The sequence below is a fragment of the uncultured Imperialibacter sp. genome (assembly GCF_963974565.1).
Classification (GTDB): domain Bacteria; phylum Bacteroidota; class Bacteroidia; order Cytophagales; family Cyclobacteriaceae; genus Imperialibacter; species Imperialibacter roseus.
In genome coordinates, this window is the sequence record NZ_CAXBCJ010000009.1 from 17,894 (window position 1) to 34,350 (window position 16,457).

Below are 16,457 nucleotides of genomic sequence, written 5' to 3' on the forward strand. Positions count from 1 at the left end.
TCACTCTAAGACATAAAAGAATTTAGCTATGGATATTTCGGTAATAATTGCGACCTATAACAGAAAGGATTCTCTAAAAGAAACCCTGGATGCACTTAGCCGCCAGAACTTCTGCCATCTGTCTTACGAGGTGATTGTGATCAACGATGGCTCCACCGACGGAACGGTTGAATTGCTTGAAGAATATTCGGTTTTTGGCACCATAGGCCTAAGATTCTTCAACCAACAAAACCAGGGGCCGGCTGCGGCACGGAATCTAGGGATTGAGTATGCAAAAGGAAGAATAGTCGCCTTCACTGACGACGACTGCATTCCTTCACAAAACTGGCTATGTACGATTGATGCTCAATTTAAGAATAGCAACATAGTGGGTTTGCAGGGAAGCACTTTTACTGATAAAGACAAAATTACGCCTCTCACACACCAGATAGATAATACGCAGGGCAACAAAAGCGTTCCTACCTGTAACGCTGCCTACCTGAAGAGTGCTCTAGACGCCATTGACGGATTCGATACGGAATTTCCTTTTCCGCACAACGAAGACGCCGACCTGGCCTGGAGAATACAAAAAACCGGAGAGATTGGATTCTGCGCTGATATGCTTGTATATCACCCACCCCGCATGGACACCTTTACGAAGGTTTCCAAAAGGATGAAGATCATGGAGAGTGAGTTCCGCCTTTTTTACAAGGATCCAGAAAGCTATAGAAAGAACAGAGGCACCTCACCCTGGCAAATCATCTACTGGGAGGTAATGGTAAAGACACAATGGTATTACTTCAAAACAAGGTTTAAGTACCTGAAAAGACCGAAGCTGATGTTTCAGGGACTGGCCCTGACTTTCATTTGGTGGTGGGACCTGATCAGGTTTTATCCAAAGTTTTGGAATGCCAACAAAGTACATAAGAAAATGTTTTGAGTGGTTTTAGAGTAGGTTTAGGGAAAAGGCACCTCATTTTGAGCGTGCCTTTTTTATTTTGAATTTTGTATCTTGATGCTGCAATGCTGAGATACAATACTGACATATAATGCTTAGATATTTTTTTTATAGTCTGCTTACAACACTTTTTCTTATCGGTTTTACCTGCCATTCCCAGCCTCAGTGGACGGTGCTGGAGGAACTTAACGGCATTACGCTCTACGAGTCAGACCAAAAATGCGACACACTGAGGAATTTCATGGCCGTTTTCACAGTACCGGCCAGCGTCAAAACATGCGTCAACATCCTGTACAATAACGAATTCCATACCGACTTCATGGATGGTATGAAGAGCAGCGAGCTTATAAAATATCACCACGAAAAGTTACTTGTCTTCTATCAGGTGATCGATTTGCCATGGCCGATTCCCAACCGTGACATGGTAACCCTGGCTACTTTCGAACACACGCCCGACTTCAAAACCGTGACAGTGAACCTCCGGTCGTCTCCTGAAGAAAAAGCACCCACTTCTATGACCAGAGTGAACGTACCTGAACGGGAATGGAGCTTCTCCAAAAATGGAGAGTTTTCAACTCACGTAACCTACACCTACCGCACCAATCCCAGCCATTTTCCTTCATTGCTGGAAGATACCTTCACCATCGACGGGCCTATGAAAATGATGAGCGGATTCAAAGACCTGGCTACTAAAGAAAGCCGCACACCAGTAAATTTGGTTTGGATCAGGGATTGAAACGCAGGTGTTAGCACGGCCAATTAGCCTCTCTGAAAGAGCCGTCAGACACTGGCTTTTTAGGATCAATCTGTATTTCTGGGGATTGAATGTTTTGTTTGTGGCTAAATAAAAAAGCAAAACTGGTTCAATGCGTCTCGCCCGGCCGGGATAGGCTTGGACCTTTTGCTTTTTTATGACTACTCGGGATTTTGGGCTTAAAGTGTAATTTCCCGGATTTTCCGCTTGATCCGCTTTTTACCGATATCAGTTTTACCTTCACCATTGTCAACTCCTCAAGAGCAGGGCTTCATGGCCACAAAGGCACGAAGACACCAAGGATGCACACAATCTTTCTGGTCGGCCGAAGCTTTAGCGAAGGTGGGTCGTCCGCCGAAGCTTTAGCGTAGTCGGGATTGTCCCTGGATTTACCCTCACAACAGACTACTCATACCTCAGCGAATCCATAATTAACCTATGGTTTTAACCAAACTTCCATTCAAAACCTTAAATTGCATTAGAAAGAGATGAGCAGGGTTATTTGAGATCATGATCAATAGCCGCAATCAGAAAGACAAATATCTCTAAAGGAACAAATGCCAACCTCTACTCAAAAGAAAAAGCGAATCACCATTCTGGACTCATTCGAGCAAATGAACGAATCCGACATCCAGGAAATGGCTGCTACCTCTCCATATGAGCGAATCAAAAACACGGTTGACTTAACACTGAGAGCTTATGGGATCACAAGGGCCCAGCTTTCGAAAAGGGGGCATCCTACGAGGGTTGAGATCACCAGGAACGAATGAATCTTTTTGTAGAGTCGCATCAAAAGTTACTCCAACTGCTAAGAAAGGCTGAAGTAGATTTTATCATTATTGGTGGCTACTCCGTCATTTTTCACGGGTATGCTAGAACAACCGGCGATATCGACATTTGGCTAAAGCCCGATAATGTCAATAAAGCCAAACTGCTACAGGCACTCAGATGGTATGGCATAGAAGAAGACTCCCTGGGGGAACTGAACCAATTAGATTTCGCTAAGACAGTTTTCTTTAAGATTGGTGACGTACCAGAGCGGATTGATTTTCTTACCAAAATCAACCTTATTGACTACGAGACAGCGAATAGAGAAAAAGTACTGGCCAATCTGGACGACATAACGATTCCCTTTCTGCACCTCAACCACCTCATCTTGTCGAAATTGAATACCGGACGTCCACAGGATCAGGCAGATATAGAAATGCTTCAAAAGATTCAAAAGAATAAGAAAAACTAATAATATGTCATTTCAAGCTTATATCGACAATATCAAAACCAAAACGGGCAAGAGCCCCGAAGATTTTAAGAAAGAGCTGGAGGGCGACGGCTTACTGTTGCCTGATATGAAAGCCAGTGATTTGGTCAGCTGGTTAAAACAGACCTATGAGCTTGGCCACGGGCACTCCATGGCCATTTGGGCAGTGTTTAAATCGAAGGGCTGGGTGGCTTCCCCAAAAAAATAAGACTTTTGGACACGCCCAACTACAGGTAGTATCTGATTGTCGGACTGTCTGATTGTCCGATTGTGCAACTCAATTCACTTTCGCACTCCTAGCTCTCCCGCTCTCCCCCTTACTCATACCTCAAACTATCCGATGGGTTCGCCGTTGCCGCCCTGAACGCCTGCAAACCCACCATGGCAAACGCCAGCATGATGAAAAACACGGATGGCAGCACATACGTCAAAGCCCCGGGTATGATGTGGTACTCAAAGTTGGCCAACCATTCGCCGATGGCATAGATGCTCAAAGGAACAGTCACTACTATGGCAATACCCACCATCACCACAAACTGGCGGCTCAGCAGCCCCAAAATGCCCTGGTTGCTGGCTCCCAGCACCTTGCGGATCCCAATCTCTTTGGTACGGCGCTGCACTTCAATAGCGGCCAGCCCCAGCAAGCCAATGCATGAGATCAGGATCGCCAGCACTGAAAATACCCGAAAGATTTTGAACATGCTGTACTCCTCTTTGTAGAGTGCATCGATGCGGTCGTCGAGAAAGCGGTAATGGAAGATGCTGGCTGGCGCTACCTCCTGCACAAAATTTTCGAGGTAAGCCACCGTCTGTGGCACATTCTCTGCGTCGATTTCCACCAGCATATAGCCTGTCCACCACGGTTTGTACTCAATCACCAGCGGCTCCACCTCCCTGTGCAGGGAGTAGTAGTGAATATCGTCGATCATGCCGATAATAGGCCCTCGCTCATTCCTTGTCATTTGCTCGGCCATTTCTCCCACGGGGTTTTCTATCCCCCACAGCTCGGCCAGTTTTTTATTGATAATGTAGACACCTCCGGTGTCGGCTTTCGGCTGAAATGTCCTGCCTGACAGCAATTCGATGTCCAGGGTGCTGAGAAAGCCCTCATCTACCCGCAGCACATTGACCGAAGGGTAGTCGGCATCCGGATCCATGGAGGCCAGACGGAAGCCCTCCACGCTCAGCTGGTCACCCATCAGGTTCGACGACAGGCTCACATCCTCAATGGCGGGGTTTTGCTTCAGCCGGGCAAACAGGCTCTCCCTGTTTTCCACCAGCTGCTCTTTCATTTTGCCGTAGGTTTTCACTGCCACCACATGACTGGCGGAAAAGCCCAGGTCTTTGTCTCGCACAAAGTTCATTTGCTCCGTTACCGCTACCGTGCTGATGATAATGAACAGCGACAGCACAAACTGGAACACCACCAGCCCTTTGCGGAAACCCGATACACCACTGGTGCGGGCATCCCGCTTGGCGGAAAGGGCTTTGGTTGCCGTAAAACCCGATACAACCAGCGCAGGATACGCCCCGGCCAGCAGGCCAATCAGCAGCACAATGCCCGCCACAAAGGCCAGGTATTTCAGCTCCAGCAGCTGCACGACTTCAAGGCCTGAGCCCGCCAGCGAGTTGTAAAACGGCAGGGCAATCGCACATAGCACCAAAGCTACGAGTGCCGACAGTGCCGACGTAAGCATGCTCTCGCCAAGAAACTGCTGCAATAGCTGTCCCCTCTTAGCGCCCATCACCTTGCGCATGCCTATCTCCTTGATGCGGCGCATGGAGATGGTGACGAAGATGTTGACGAAGTTGACACAGGCGATGATGGTAATGAACACTGCTAGCGTGATGAAAATATAGATGTAGGTGGCGCTGGAGTTAGGGCCCATCTCCTGAATCTTGTTTGACTGCAGGTGGATGTCGGTCAGCGGCATAAGCTCGTAGAAGAAATTTTCCGCCTTTACCTCTGCCATTCCCTCTTCTGTAATTTGCCTGTAGTCGATTTGAAAGTCGAGCATTTTGGTCATGGCGCTTTCGGCTTGCTGCTGGTTGTCAAACAGCACATAGGTGTACATAACCATCCAGCCTTTGTTACTGTACCAGTCGGCAGCTACCCATTTCACAAAAGTGGGCATGGAAACCAGTAGCTCGGCTTTGATATGAGAGTTGGTCGGCAGGTCTTTGATCACGCCGGTCACTTCAAACTTATCGCTCTCATTCAACTCGATGGTTTGGCCAACCGGATTGTCTGTTCCAAACACTTTTTTCGCCAACGACTCGGTAAGGAGAGTGGTGCCAGGCCGGGTGAGGGCTCCTTCCTCAGTGCCGTTTACAAACTGGTAGTCAAACATATCGATGGCTGACTGATCGGCCAGGTACACATGCTCCACGTCGAAGAAGTCTTCGCCCACATTGAGCACAGTAAGCTCCCCACCAAAGTCTGCAAAGCGGCAAAACTCCTTCACCTCCGGCATATAGGCTTTAAAAGCCTCTCCCTGCGTAGGTGACGACTTGGCCCAGGTGGTGGCAGCCAGCCGGTAGATATTGTCATGTTTTGGATAAGCCTTTTCGTAGCTCAGCTCTTTGTCTACATGCAGGAAGATCATGAGACTGACGGCGATACCGACAGATAAGCCAACGATGTTAGCCAGTGTATACAGCTTTTGGCGGGCCATGTTGCGGCCAGCGATTTTGAGGTAATGGGTGATCATAGTCATTTGATTAGTCTTTATTTGAGTTTTCCTTATTCGTGCGTTGTACATCCTCAGGAACATGAGCCCGTTGACTACGTATAGCCAACTAGCCTTCCTCGCTCCTTTTTCCTCCACCCATCGGTCGAACAGCTCAAGCAAATCGCCACGGATTTCATTGGCGTACTGCTCACTGCAGTACCAGTCCAAAAGCTTGTCGACCCACTTAGGTGGTTGTTGTTGTTTCATGCTTTTTATGTTTCACGCAGGCTCATTTTTTTGTCTCGCAAATCCCCGTGAGGGGGAAGCACTAAGGCGCAAAGTCTTCAGTCTCTCAGTCTTGTTTACTTTACTGCGTTAGAGACTCTCTGACTGTCCGACTCTCTGACTGTCCGACAGTCCGACTTTCTCTTGTAACCGATTTTGTTCCCGGCTGTGTCTTCACACCGGGCTTTCACGCTTCTCAAGGATGGGGCTTTACCGTTATCCTTTTTTTATTACGCCCCTGCAGGGCTTGAAACCCAGAATCACTCTCCCACCCTTCACTTCCGTCTCCCGTCTTCGGTCTTCGGTCTTCAAACTTCCGTCTCCCGTCTCCTCACTCAGTTACCATTCCCCCCACTCTCAACTTCTACTTCTATCAACCCGGCGACTGACGGCTCCCTGCCCACTTACCATCCCCGCCGTACCGACGCCTCCGCAGCTATCTCCCGTCTTCCTTGCCCGCCGAAGCTTTAGCGTAGGCGGGTCACTCTCCCACCCTTCATTTCAACCTTCCGTCTCTTCACTCTCTTACTATTTACCGATTACTACTTACTGTTTACTACTTCCCCTCCCAAATCACCTTCGGAATATCGCTCCACATCCCATTCCTCAACTCCCTGGCCTCGTTGATTACATTCTTGCCATAAGCTGTTAATTCGAAAAGTCTTTTGGTTCGCCCTCCTCTTTCCTCAGTGGCCCCGCCCATTTCGGATTGCAGGAAACCTTTCTCCTGCAGCCGGATCAGCGTGGAGTGCACCGTGCTGATGGTGGCCGAGCGACCGGTACGGTTTTCTATTTCATCTTTGATCGACAGGCCATAGGCCTCGGGGTACAGCACCCCCACCGCCAGCAGGCAGAGCTCTTCAAATTCTCCTATGGAAGTTCCTTTCATGACCTTGGTTTACGAGTAAAGATAAGTATTAGTTTCGGTTTTGCCGATGTAATTTAAAGCCTGCTTGTTCGAATTGCAACAAAAAGAACAATTTCAGATAACATGTTCATGTATTTGTCATCTAGAACGGCTATTTTGAAGAATCTAATACTTAATACAAAGAAGACCCGGACTCACTATGAAATTATTTCTCGTGCTATTTGCCCTTCTGATCCCCTCCTTTGGATTCGCACAAACAAGGAGTCCCTTAAGTGAATTGCTTTGGAGCAGTGTGAAACAATGCTACTCGAGGTTCGAAGACATGAATGACGATGGCAAGCCTGACTTCGACAAAATTGACGATGCTAAGAATGGTTATTTAAAGATTTGGGGAGGCTGGCCAACCTGCGGCTGCAACTGTAGCTCGACTGTTGGCGCATTCAAAAATGAGCAGGGGCAGTATGTGCTCTTACAATCAGATGAATCAAATTGCAACTGGGAAAAGAGGATTTCTTCCAATGTCGACTTGAAGGACGTTTTACCGCCGGGGTTCGGCATCAACAGTTTTGCACCAAGGCAACCGGTAGAGGAAATTGGCCATGCTGCGTTCTTTCTTGGAATTGACATCCCCAGAGTAGGTACTGATGTGAAAGTGAGTATTGAACTCGTACCCCTCGGTTTAACTCCAGAAGGTATTGAAATGCTCTGCTATGAGTACACAGAAAAAGAACAATACAGTAATGCAATTTCAATTAGTGGATTGAGAGATATTGCGAAAGGTAGTCAAGATGCCAATACCTTGGATTTACTGCTATCTGGCGATTTTCAGAAAATATCAAACGCAGACAATGAGGTGATCAATAAGGCAATTGGCACTGATGATAGTCGCTTTCAATCTAAACAGGAGATCAGGAGCCATCTGAACAAATCAAAACAAGTATATGATGTTTACATGTCGTTAGCATACGGTGGGCTCCTTCTTGGATGGGACAGAAAAGCATCGAGATTTTATATTAAAGAACAAGGAGGTTCTCCTAAAAGGATGTCTTTTAAGGAATTTTTGATAACCAGTGAGTATTGGGGGCCAAGGTGCTGAGGTCTTAGTAAAAGAAAAATTTTCCTTACAAAAAGGCTCCGAAAAACATTATCTTTAATCTATCGCCGACCCGATCAACATGGCCACATTACCAAAAATCATCTTTTTATGAAGATTAGTGGGCTATTCTTCCTCTTCTGCCTCCCGGCGTCTCTGTTGGCACAAGACTTAAAGGTTCTCCAACCAAAAGTGGGGAAAAAGCTCGATTTTGGGCCTGCTGTTCAAAAGCAGTGGGCCATTCGGGACAAGGCTTTAAAGGCGCTGAGCGCAGGAGAAAAGTCGTGGGATGATTTAACCACTGAAGAGGAGACTGCCATCAATAATTGTGAAGAGACTTACGAAAACATGTGGGACATCATTGGCTCTGCCTGCAGTTTCTATTGCGGATCGGCAGCCGGAAAAGTGAGGGCTTCCACTTCACTGAGTGCACAAGGAACCAACACCTATGGCTCTGAAAACATCAATGACTTCAGCTACCAGACAGCCTGGGTCGAGGGAGTGCCCGGCTACGGTATTGGTGAATACATAGATTATGAGTTTCCCCCCGAGAACCCAAGGATAAACACCATAATCATAGTGAACGGCTATGTGAAAAGTGCATCCGCTTACACCACCAATTCAAGGGTAAAACAACTGAAAATGTATGTAAATGGCGCACCCTATGCCCTATTGAATTTGGAAGACGTTGCCGCAGAACAGTCGTTTGTCGTCGATCTGATCGGTTATCCTGACAGAGCGAGCCTGGAGATGCTTAAGAAGAGAGCTGGCTCAAAAATCAGGTTCGAGATAATGGACGTTTATAAAGGAACCAAATATGACGATGTTGCTATTACCGAAATCTATTTTAATGGGATAGATGTACACTGAAAGTTCCGACGTGGATCTTGTCACATGAAAAATCCTCACACCCCGCCAACCTTTCCGGGCATTTCTGTCTCCTACCTGCAAGAGCACAAAAAAGAGACAAATGAACCATCTTTTCCAATTAGTCTTCCTCGCCCTGCTGATCACCAGTTGCCAAAAAGAAGAGCAATTTCCTGGCGACGCCATTACATCCGAAGGAACGTTGCTTTGGTTTGGCAGCCCTGCAGTTGATGGCTGCGGACTGGTGCTAAAGGTGGGGTCAGTACAATACTTCATAGGCTCAGAGCAAAATCAGCTCATCACGTTCACCGAAGCTGATACTGAAGGTATAGCGGTGAAAGCCACCTATAGAATCACTGGAGAAGAAAGAACCTCTTGGGGCTGCACCACTACCCCCATTGAAGTGGTGAGCATTGAACGGAAATGAGGAGGCGCCGGATGATCAAAGCTGAGCGAAAGATGGCCACCGAAAGAAAGATTCCTGACGTGTGAGACATAAACCATAACCGATCCAACCAAAAAGGCAGCTTTTGAATCTTACTGGTATGCTAAATGATTTTGAAGAATGAAAATTAATACGCTTGTCTGCCATTGCTCCATCGGAGCCATGATCGCCCTCAGCACCAGCTGCACCAAAATAGACAAAGACATGGAAAGCGTGACGGTTGCCCATGGCGACACACTGAAATACAGCCTAGGTGGCTTCGGTGACGAAGAGGGTGCTACCATTGAAAAACAACCCCAGCACGCTCAATTCAGTGACCTTGACAGGCGTGGTGACTCTGGCGAAATGATTTACCTGTATGTGGCGGAATCGGATTACCTGGGCGCTGATTATGTGGAGCTTCGTTCAGCCAGAGGATCTGACGGTGCCAGCAAAAACAGGGACGTGATTATCACCAAACTGAATATTGAAGTAACGGAGTGATGTTTATGACCCTTGGGGGAAAAGGCCGTCTTTCGGGACAACAGCGAAAACCCATAAACTGCCTACTCCAGCAAGCTCGGCGCTGATCCAAACGCCTTTTTGAAAGCAAACGAAAAGTGCGACAGGTTTTCAAAGCCCAGGTCAACGTAGATTTGGTTTGGCTTTTTGTGCTTCTCACGGATCAGGTAATTGGCCTCTGTCAATCGTTTTTGTATCAGCCACCGGCCCGGCGTAATGCCGAAGATCGTTTGGAAGTCCCTCTTGAAAGTCGACAGGCTCCGGCCAGTCAGGTAGGCAAACTTATTGAGGTCCACATTGTAGCGATAGTGCTCGTTCATGAAACCTTCGAGGTCGATCTTGCCCGGTTCCTTGTAGTCGAACAGGATGCGTGCCAGGTCGGGAAACAACCTGGTTAGCAGCAGCACCAGCTCCTTTACTTTAACCGGCACCACCAGATCGAGGAGCCCGTGCTTGTCGTTCGTGTAGGGAGAAAGCGAGTCGACATACTTTTTCAGCAGCTCACCTGGCGGCAGCAACCTGAATTTCTCTTCTGTAGATAAGCCATCGCTTTGGAGGTGATACTCGCTTTGAATGGCTCTCAGTGTTTCCTCGCTGAGGTAAACCGACAGGGACCGAAAACCCTCCGACTCCGGCTTTTTGATGTACTTCACCAGCTGATTCTTTCTGAAGAACCTAAAGTCTCCGGACTTGAAATGATAAGTGTTGTTGCCCACCCACATGGACTGAGTGCCCGAGATAATATAGCTGAAAACATGCTCCCGGATAAAGGTTTCCCCCTCCACATCGCCATCGACATAGCAGGCATGAACTATCTTTGCATCCATGTTGGTCTTCTTTTCAATCGTTGCGTTTTTTCGTCGCTGTCGTTACCTCCCCTACAAGATGATGGCCTTCGGCTCCAGCTGTGCTTCCAGGCCATAAATACCGCCTTCCCTGCCTATACCCGACTGCTTGAAGCCTCCAAACGGAGCCAGCGGGTCGTGGGCCAGTGAGTTGATGAGCACCCTGCCGGCATCAATGCGGGACGCCATTTCCCTTGCCCTGGTCACATTGGAAGAGCTCACATATGCCAGTAATCCGTACGCCGTATCGTTGGCCAGGGCCACTGCCTCATCATCGGTGTCGTAGGTCATGATGGACAGCACAGGGCCAAATACCTCTTCCCTTGCAATTTCCATGTCTGGCGTCACCTGACTGAAAACGGTAGGTTTCACATAGTAACCCTGTTCCAGGCCTTCGGGCTTCCCTTCACCTCCCGTCACCAGCTTTGCTCCATCAAATATACCCGACTTGATAAAACCCTGCACCCGGTCGTACTGCTTCTGACTCGCCAGCGGGCCAATGGTTGTCTTTTCATCGCCGGGGTCGCCTACCACCATGTGGCTAACCGTTTCTAATGCTAGTCGCTCCACCTCGGCCAGCATCGTGGTGGGCACAATCAACCGTGAACCAGCGATACATGCCTGTCCGTTGTTTTGAAAGCAGGCGTTGACTGCCATCGGCACGGCGGTGGCAAGGTCGGCGTCGTCCAGAATGATATTGGGCGATTTGCCGCTCAGCTCCAGGGTGATGCGTTTCATGGAATCGACCGCATTGCGGGCAATGATTTTGCCTACCACTGTCGAGCCTGTGAAGGTGATCCTGGCAATGTCGGCGTGGGTCGATAGCAACTGCCCCAGCACATCGCCACGCCCGTTGATCACATTGATGACACCCGCAGGAAGTCCTGCTTTGTCGAAGGCTTCCATCAAAATTTGTGTCTGTAGCGCACTTTGCTCACTCGGCTTGATCACCGTGGTGCAGCCGGCCGCTATAGCGGCGGCAAGTTTCACACAAACCGAGCCCGCATTGGAGTTCCAGGCCGTTAAAATGGCTGTGACGCCCACCGGCGTGAGCACTACCTGCGAATGGCCAACGGTCCGTTCAAATTCAAAGTTTTGCAGCAACTCTTTAAAGTGAAGGAAAGCATCGGCGGCGTAGCGATTAGACCAAACTGCCCGTTGCACCGGCGCACCATATTCTTCGATAGTAGCATCCCTCAGGTCGTCTACTCTTTCGATTACTGCATCGTGAAGCCTTTGCAGGTAATCCATTCTCTCCTGCACAGTAGATGCAGAGAAACTTTTGAATGCGGCGGAGGCAGCCCTGATAGCTGACAAGGCATCCGCTTCTTCCGCCAAAGTTACTCGCCCAATGAGCTGCATGTTGGACGGATTGATCAGGTCGAGTGTGTCGCTTCCCGTTGGAGTGACGAACTGCCCATTGACATACATTTTGTCGATCGTTTTCATTTTAAAACTTTTAAGTAAACATTGCATCGGGAATAATTAATTCCATGCTGCAAATTTTGCCATTATTTGACAGGGTGACTTTGTTGAAAAGTTCAAAAACGTTTGTTAAAAAGGTCAGAATTGCGCTTTGCTTTGAACGTTAATCCTTAAATAAGTTCTGCGATTTCCTTTGCTTGCCCCACCTTTCTCACCCATTTTTCGTATATTACGACAAGAGGTTGGCTTTTGGCCGACTTTCCTGCCCATTCCCTGCAGCGCATCAAAACCCCCTATGCTGCCCACCACTAACTACCTGTGCTGCCTACCACCGACTACCTATGGTGCGCACTGCAGCCTCCTGTTAAGCCGTTTACTCACCTCTGATAAGCCTTTGTCCCGACTCTTTTAACGCCTTTGCTGTATATGTGATAAGCGCTTGTCACCTACCCACACAAGCCCTTTACCCCAACCCGTTTAAGCCTTTAACATATACCCTGCATTGCTCAATCGCAGATTAACGCCCTCCTTCTGGCCCAACTGGGCAAATAGATTGCGAAAAGGCTGGGCAGATAATGTAAATCCTTTCATATATTTATTACCAAACATTGCCACCATTACTATCCTATATACTGAAATGAGAAGATTCACCAATTTTGTTGCTGCTGGGTTTATTACCCTGATCATATTCTCCTGTGGAACTAGCCCCCGATCAACAGAGGCAAGAAATCCCGAAACGGCCGTCGCAGAGGTTGCCTCAGCCGCAGTAACTAATATCGAAGAGGAGCTATTCAACGTGATCCAGGATTGGGTAAAGTCGCAAAATCAGGGAGATTTCGAAAAATACAAATCCTTCTATGCTGCCTCGTTTTCAGGAGTAAAAAGAGCGGGTGCCAACGAATACAAGTACGACGTCAAAGGCTGGCTGAAAGACAGGGAGCGGATGTTTCAGAAGGAAATGAATGTTGAAGTACGCCATTTGCTCATTAATTATCACCACGTTCCCTACAGAATCAGTTTCGAGCAGCTTTGGCAAAGTGGAAACTTTAGCGACTATGGACCTAAAATGGTTAAAATCGATAGTGTGGATGGAAAGCTTTTAATCGTGAGTGAGGAAATGCTTGCCTCAAGGGTACTAGCCACCAGTAACGACTCTTACAATGCGCTTGCTCACGCCAACTTTTTCGTCAGAGAAGGCAATCACATTACCATTGAACAAGAACTAGAATCGTATGATTTGATTAAAACGACCAAATACTGTCCTGAAAATCGAAGCGGCTATGACCTGTGCCTCAATATCCATCAACACGCCGTGAAGCCAAGCAGTTTGGATACCTCCCTGGTAAATCTTCTTGGCCAACAAGTGATCTTCGGAAGTATCGACTCTGATAAGTATTCCTATAGCAAAACAAAAGAGTTCAGGTCAATCAGAGAAGAGCTTTTAGATACGTTACCAGGGATTCACCGAGAGGCAACAAAGTTTGAAAGCACATTCTACTGGTCTGGCGGCGAAAGGTTTAGCGAATTTCATTCGACTCTTTTCTTTGACGAAAGGCCAGAAGAAAGCCCTACTATAGGCCAATGGGCTTATGTTTCGGACACCGACCCGATAGTGTTTCAAAGAAAAAAAATAACCGATGAGGCGCTTGTGGCTAAGTACTATAGTGAATTGGATAGTATCGATGGCAATGACCTTGTTTTATTTACGACAGACTCTGAGAAATTTCTGGTCTCGTATTATCATGGCGTGGAGTGCGGAGATGATTATTATCAGAACATATCTCTTTGGAATGTGATGGGCAAAAATCGATTGTTTGTCCGCTCATTACCCGACTTACCTGTCATGATTCTCGATCTGGATAAAGATGGTGACCTTGATATTTTGTATAACGCAGATTTTAGCCGGGATCCACTTTCATTTATTAGTTGGCAAGGCTCTAACTACGGCCTTCAAGGACAGGATACCGTATTCCTGGGTTGCGGCTGTTAACTTCTAAACGGAACCCCACTTTAAATTACAAACTAAAAACCTATGTCAACCATCCCCTTCTATGTCACCGAAAAAGGCGAGCCCGGCAAACTCGGCGGCGGTACCCCCTCCTACCACCCCGCTCTGCTGCCTCGCAGAAAAGCCACCGAAGCCGATGTGATGGAGCACCTGCAAAGCACCTATGGCATCCACCGCTCCGACTATAAGCGATTGAGCATAGCCCTGCAGGAAACCATCGTGTACCTGCTGCAAAACCACAACCATATTGAACTCGGCGAGTTGGGTTTTATTGACCTGACTGTGCGCAGTACCGGCGAAGATGATCCTGCAAAAGTGACGGCACACAACATCACCAAACCCACCCTCCACCTGCGGTTCAGCGACGTCATTAACCGGGCCATCAGGTTATTGAAATTCGAAAAAGCCGATGCCCACCTTCTTAAAAAGACGGGAAGAATGCACGCAAAGAAAAGATGAAAAGCCTCATTTGGATTTGCTGTTCTATTTGGAGCCTTGCGTTCTCCAATGTGTCTTTAGGACAGCAAATCAGTGGTATAGTATTAAGCGGCGAGGAGCAGGCTCCACTGCCGGGAGCCAATGTGCTGCTGGTGAAGACCACTATAGGGACATCGACAGATGTGGAGGGTAAGTTTACGCTGAAGGGAGTGCCAGCCGGCCGCTTTACGCTCATGGTGAGTTATGTTGGGTATGAAAACCTTACAGTAGAAATACCGATTGAGGGGGTCAGTGCCTACCGACTTGTCCTCAAGCCCGACCCCAATTTTCTTGAAGAAGTAACTGTGCGGGAACGTCGCCCGAAAAAGCAACAATGGCTGCACCACCTGGCCCTGTTCACTAAATACTTTGTAGGAGAAGGCGAGTTTGCTGCAGCATGCACCATTACCAATCCTGAGGTGCTGCACTTTGACAAATCAGGTAACAAGCTGAGCGCCCATGCCACTGAGCCTGTCGTCATCGAAAACAAGGCGCTGGGGTACGTGATCCATTACTACCTGGAGTATTTCGACTTTGACATGGCTCACTACCGGATCAATTATGATGGCTACCCGGCTTTCAAAGAGATGGCACCGGAAAACGAAGACCAAAAAACAGCCTGGCTACAGGCAAGGGAGGAAGCCTATAAGGGGTCGATGATGCACTTTATGAGGGCTTTTTATAGCAAAAGGCTTGTGGAAGAAGGGTTTGTGCTGAGGTCGATTGAGGAAGAAGTGAACCTCAAACAGGAAGTCAGGCAGGTGGCTGCCGTGGGTGACACCACCGTTACCTACCCGCAGGTCTTCAATAAAAAACATGCGGAATTCTACACCCAGCGCTACTCGTCGATCATGGACACTGTCAACTCTACGCCAGAACTACCTTTGCTGTCGTTCGACAAAATATTGGAAGTGAGGTACGTTGGCAAAAAAGAGTCGTACAAGTACCAGCGGGCAAGACGGGCCTCTTCGCAAATTGGCTACGACAGGCCGCTTACGTCTTTTTTGACGCTACTTAAGCCTTCCGTCAGTGTGCAATCCGACGGCCAGTTCTTTTCATCAAAGGACATCTATTGCCAGGGCTACTGGACATGGGAACTAATGGCCAATGCCCTGCCGCTGGACTATTACCCCGACAGCCCCACAGCAATTATTGACTACTGACCATATCAGCACGCTTGCCTGCCTCTTGCTGTGGCGGCTTCAAAGGGCCTTCCATGGAAAGCCCTCTGAGTTACCGTACACAGTTACCAGCTAGCCTACCTCGGATCCAGCGCCTGCTCAATACTCACGCTCTTCGGAATTTGCAATTCCGAAGCCCTATCGCAGGGTCTGTGACCCGATTATGAAACTTAAATAAGGAAGTATTTTACCCAAAATGTACGAGCGGAATGCCCTCTTCCCTTATTCCATAATAATCTCGACAACTACTATGCAGATACTCCTCTTCCTTTTCTACAATACCTGCCTTAACCGGGTTTTGATGTAAATAACGAAGCTTCGTATCAAAGAAATTTTGTGATGTTATCTCTTCGCCATGATAGCCCTCTTCCCAGAACCATATCTTTCCGTTATGGCTTAAGACCCTAAGAAGCCAGCCTCTTCTACTTTCCTTGGGATTCGATTCAATTGCTTTATAAATAGCCTTAGCAGTAAATTTCTTAAGATCACGGATAACATCGCTCAAGTTCTCATTTCGGGCTCGAATTATTAAGTGACAATGGTTGCTCATTATCACCCAACCAATAACTTCTAAACCTTTGTTCACCTGACAATACTTCAAACTTTCGAGAAGCAGATCAACATACTCCTTCCGGGTAAAAACATCGACCCACTGATGGACTGTGAAAGTCACAAAATGAACAGCACCCTGCTCTTTGATTGTATAGGCAAAACCCATAGAAATAATTTACCGTATGCGGATTGAAAATCCTACGATACACCTGCGGAATTATAAATTCCGAAGAGCTACAATACAAATAAAGCCTGTCCCTGCCGCTTCCTGATGCTGTTTCCTTTAGTT

The 16,457-nt window shown here is 47.7% G+C and carries 17 protein-coding genes; 12 read left to right on the plus strand and 5 right to left on the minus strand.

What is annotated here, in order from left to right; genetic code table 11:
• Window positions 1–28: 28 nt before the first annotated feature.
• From AAC052_RS13930 to AAC052_RS13950, 5 genes are all read left to right on the plus strand, one after another.
• Complete coding sequence (locus tag AAC052_RS13930) at window positions 29–919, plus strand: glycosyltransferase family A protein (RefSeq protein ID WP_339813964.1); 891 nt, start codon at window positions 29–31, stop codon at window positions 917–919.
• Between the two features lie 109 nt (window positions 920–1,028).
• Complete coding sequence (locus AAC052_RS13935) at window positions 1,029–1,673, plus strand: hypothetical protein (RefSeq protein WP_339813966.1); 645 nt, start codon at window positions 1,029–1,031, stop codon at window positions 1,671–1,673.
• A gap of 575 nt (window positions 1,674–2,248) precedes the next feature.
• Window positions 2,249–2,461 (plus strand): hypothetical protein, encoded by a 213-nt coding sequence (locus tag AAC052_RS13940; protein ID WP_339813968.1) that lies wholly within the window; start codon window positions 2,249–2,251, stop codon window positions 2,459–2,461.
• Window positions 2,458–2,931, plus strand: a complete 474-nt coding sequence (locus AAC052_RS13945) for a nucleotidyltransferase (protein WP_317487106.1) — start codon at window positions 2,458–2,460, stop codon at window positions 2,929–2,931. Before AAC052_RS13940 ends, AAC052_RS13945 begins: the two co-directional genes overlap by 4 nt.
• Window positions 2,932–2,935: 4 nt before the next feature.
• A complete protein-coding gene (locus AAC052_RS13950; RefSeq protein ID WP_339813970.1) occupies window positions 2,936–3,157 on the plus strand; it encodes a DUF4287 domain-containing protein in 222 nt (73 codons plus the stop codon).
• Between the two features lie 109 nt (window positions 3,158–3,266).
• Here the strand turns inward: AAC052_RS13950 and AAC052_RS13955 are convergent, their stop codons facing one another.
• The gene (locus AAC052_RS13955; RefSeq protein WP_339813971.1) at window positions 3,267–5,888 is read right to left on the minus strand and encodes an FtsX-like permease family protein; all 2,622 of its coding nucleotides are present in this window, start codon (window positions 5,886–5,888) and stop codon (window positions 3,267–3,269) included.
• A gap of 574 nt (window positions 5,889–6,462) precedes the next feature.
• The gene (locus AAC052_RS13960) at window positions 6,463–6,795 is read right to left on the minus strand and encodes a PadR family transcriptional regulator (RefSeq protein ID WP_339793480.1); all 333 of its coding nucleotides are present in this window, start codon (window positions 6,793–6,795) and stop codon (window positions 6,463–6,465) included.
• A gap of 178 nt (window positions 6,796–6,973) precedes the next feature.
• On the opposite strand from AAC052_RS13960, the gene AAC052_RS13965 reads away from it, so the two are divergent.
• From AAC052_RS13965 to AAC052_RS13980, 4 genes are all read left to right on the plus strand, one after another.
• On the plus strand, window positions 6,974–7,870 hold the full coding sequence (locus tag AAC052_RS13965; protein WP_339813973.1) for a hypothetical protein: 897 nt from the start codon (window positions 6,974–6,976) through the stop codon (window positions 7,868–7,870).
• 108 nt (window positions 7,871–7,978) lie between these two features.
• Window positions 7,979–8,737: a hypothetical protein gene (locus AAC052_RS13970; protein ID WP_339813975.1), complete on the plus strand. Its 759-nt coding sequence runs from the start codon at window positions 7,979–7,981 to the stop codon at window positions 8,735–8,737.
• Window positions 8,738–8,837: 100 nt separating this feature from the next.
• Entirely contained in the window at window positions 8,838–9,161 is a 324-nt protein-coding gene (locus AAC052_RS13975) for a hypothetical protein (RefSeq protein WP_339813977.1), read from the plus strand.
• A 138-nt stretch (window positions 9,162–9,299) separates the two neighbouring features.
• Complete coding sequence (locus AAC052_RS13980; protein WP_339813979.1) at window positions 9,300–9,662, plus strand: hypothetical protein; 363 nt, start codon at window positions 9,300–9,302, stop codon at window positions 9,660–9,662.
• Window positions 9,663–9,724: 62 nt separating this feature from the next.
• Here AAC052_RS13980 and AAC052_RS13985 read toward each other — a convergent pair whose 3' ends face one another.
• Both AAC052_RS13985 and AAC052_RS13990 read right to left on the minus strand, forming a co-directional pair.
• Entirely contained in the window at window positions 9,725–10,507 is a 783-nt protein-coding gene (locus AAC052_RS13985; RefSeq protein ID WP_339813981.1) for an AraC family transcriptional regulator, read from the minus strand.
• A 51-nt stretch (window positions 10,508–10,558) separates the two neighbouring features.
• The gene (locus AAC052_RS13990; protein ID WP_339813983.1) at window positions 10,559–11,974 is read right to left on the minus strand and encodes an aldehyde dehydrogenase family protein; all 1,416 of its coding nucleotides are present in this window, start codon (window positions 11,972–11,974) and stop codon (window positions 10,559–10,561) included.
• Between the two features lie 613 nt (window positions 11,975–12,587).
• Here AAC052_RS13990 and AAC052_RS13995 point away from each other — a divergent pair.
• From AAC052_RS13995 to AAC052_RS14005, 3 genes are read left to right on the plus strand one after another with little or no spacing between them, the layout of a single operon-like run.
• Window positions 12,588–13,940, plus strand: coding sequence for a hypothetical protein (locus tag AAC052_RS13995; RefSeq protein ID WP_339813984.1), 1,353 nt, complete (start codon window positions 12,588–12,590; stop codon window positions 13,938–13,940).
• Window positions 13,941–13,982: 42 nt separating this feature from the next.
• Window positions 13,983–14,417: a hypothetical protein gene (locus tag AAC052_RS14000; RefSeq protein ID WP_339813986.1), complete on the plus strand. Its 435-nt coding sequence runs from the start codon at window positions 13,983–13,985 to the stop codon at window positions 14,415–14,417.
• Entirely contained in the window at window positions 14,414–15,598 is a 1,185-nt protein-coding gene (locus AAC052_RS14005; RefSeq protein ID WP_339813988.1) for a carboxypeptidase-like regulatory domain-containing protein, read from the plus strand. The genes AAC052_RS14000 and AAC052_RS14005 overlap by 4 nt, the downstream gene beginning before the upstream one ends.
• A gap of 205 nt (window positions 15,599–15,803) precedes the next feature.
• On the opposite strand, the gene AAC052_RS14010 is transcribed toward AAC052_RS14005, so the two are convergent.
• Window positions 15,804–16,334 carry a transposase gene (locus AAC052_RS14010; RefSeq protein WP_339813990.1) on the minus strand — a complete coding sequence of 177 codons (531 nt, stop codon included), beginning with the start codon at window positions 16,332–16,334 and terminating at the stop codon, window positions 15,804–15,806.
• Window positions 16,335–16,457: the final 123 nt, after the last annotated feature.

Excerpts from the sequence above, each read along its gene's own strand:
- AAC052_RS13930 (WP_339813964.1), top strand. The coding sequence starts at position 29 with ATGGATATTTCGGTAATAATTGCGACCTATAACAGAAAGGATTCTCTA.
- AAC052_RS13935 (WP_339813966.1), top strand. The coding sequence starts at position 1,029 with ATGCTTAGATATTTTTTTTATAGTCTGCTTACAACACTTTTTCTTATC.
- AAC052_RS13940 (WP_339813968.1), top strand. The coding sequence starts at position 2,249 with ATGCCAACCTCTACTCAAAAGAAAAAGCGAATCACCATTCTGGACTCA.
- AAC052_RS13945 (WP_317487106.1), top strand. The coding sequence starts at position 2,458 with ATGAATCTTTTTGTAGAGTCGCATCAAAAGTTACTCCAACTGCTAAGA.
- AAC052_RS13950 (WP_339813970.1), top strand. The coding sequence starts at position 2,936 with ATGTCATTTCAAGCTTATATCGACAATATCAAAACCAAAACGGGCAAG.
- AAC052_RS13955 (WP_339813971.1), bottom strand. The coding sequence starts at position 5,888 with ATGAAACAACAACAACCACCTAAGTGGGTCGACAAGCTTTTGGACTGG.
- AAC052_RS13960 (WP_339793480.1), bottom strand. The coding sequence starts at position 6,795 with ATGAAAGGAACTTCCATAGGAGAATTTGAAGAGCTCTGCCTGCTGGCG.
- AAC052_RS13965 (WP_339813973.1), top strand. The coding sequence starts at position 6,974 with ATGAAATTATTTCTCGTGCTATTTGCCCTTCTGATCCCCTCCTTTGGA.
- AAC052_RS13970 (WP_339813975.1), top strand. The coding sequence starts at position 7,979 with ATGAAGATTAGTGGGCTATTCTTCCTCTTCTGCCTCCCGGCGTCTCTG.
- AAC052_RS13975 (WP_339813977.1), top strand. The coding sequence starts at position 8,838 with ATGAACCATCTTTTCCAATTAGTCTTCCTCGCCCTGCTGATCACCAGT.
- AAC052_RS13980 (WP_339813979.1), top strand. The coding sequence starts at position 9,300 with ATGAAAATTAATACGCTTGTCTGCCATTGCTCCATCGGAGCCATGATC.
- AAC052_RS13985 (WP_339813981.1), bottom strand. The coding sequence starts at position 10,507 with ATGGATGCAAAGATAGTTCATGCCTGCTATGTCGATGGCGATGTGGAG.
- AAC052_RS13990 (WP_339813983.1), bottom strand. The coding sequence starts at position 11,974 with ATGAAAACGATCGACAAAATGTATGTCAATGGGCAGTTCGTCACTCCA.
- AAC052_RS13995 (WP_339813984.1), top strand. The coding sequence starts at position 12,588 with ATGAGAAGATTCACCAATTTTGTTGCTGCTGGGTTTATTACCCTGATC.
- AAC052_RS14000 (WP_339813986.1), top strand. The coding sequence starts at position 13,983 with ATGTCAACCATCCCCTTCTATGTCACCGAAAAAGGCGAGCCCGGCAAA.
- AAC052_RS14005 (WP_339813988.1), top strand. The coding sequence starts at position 14,414 with ATGAAAAGCCTCATTTGGATTTGCTGTTCTATTTGGAGCCTTGCGTTC.
- AAC052_RS14010 (WP_339813990.1), bottom strand. The coding sequence starts at position 16,334 with ATGGGTTTTGCCTATACAATCAAAGAGCAGGGTGCTGTTCATTTTGTG.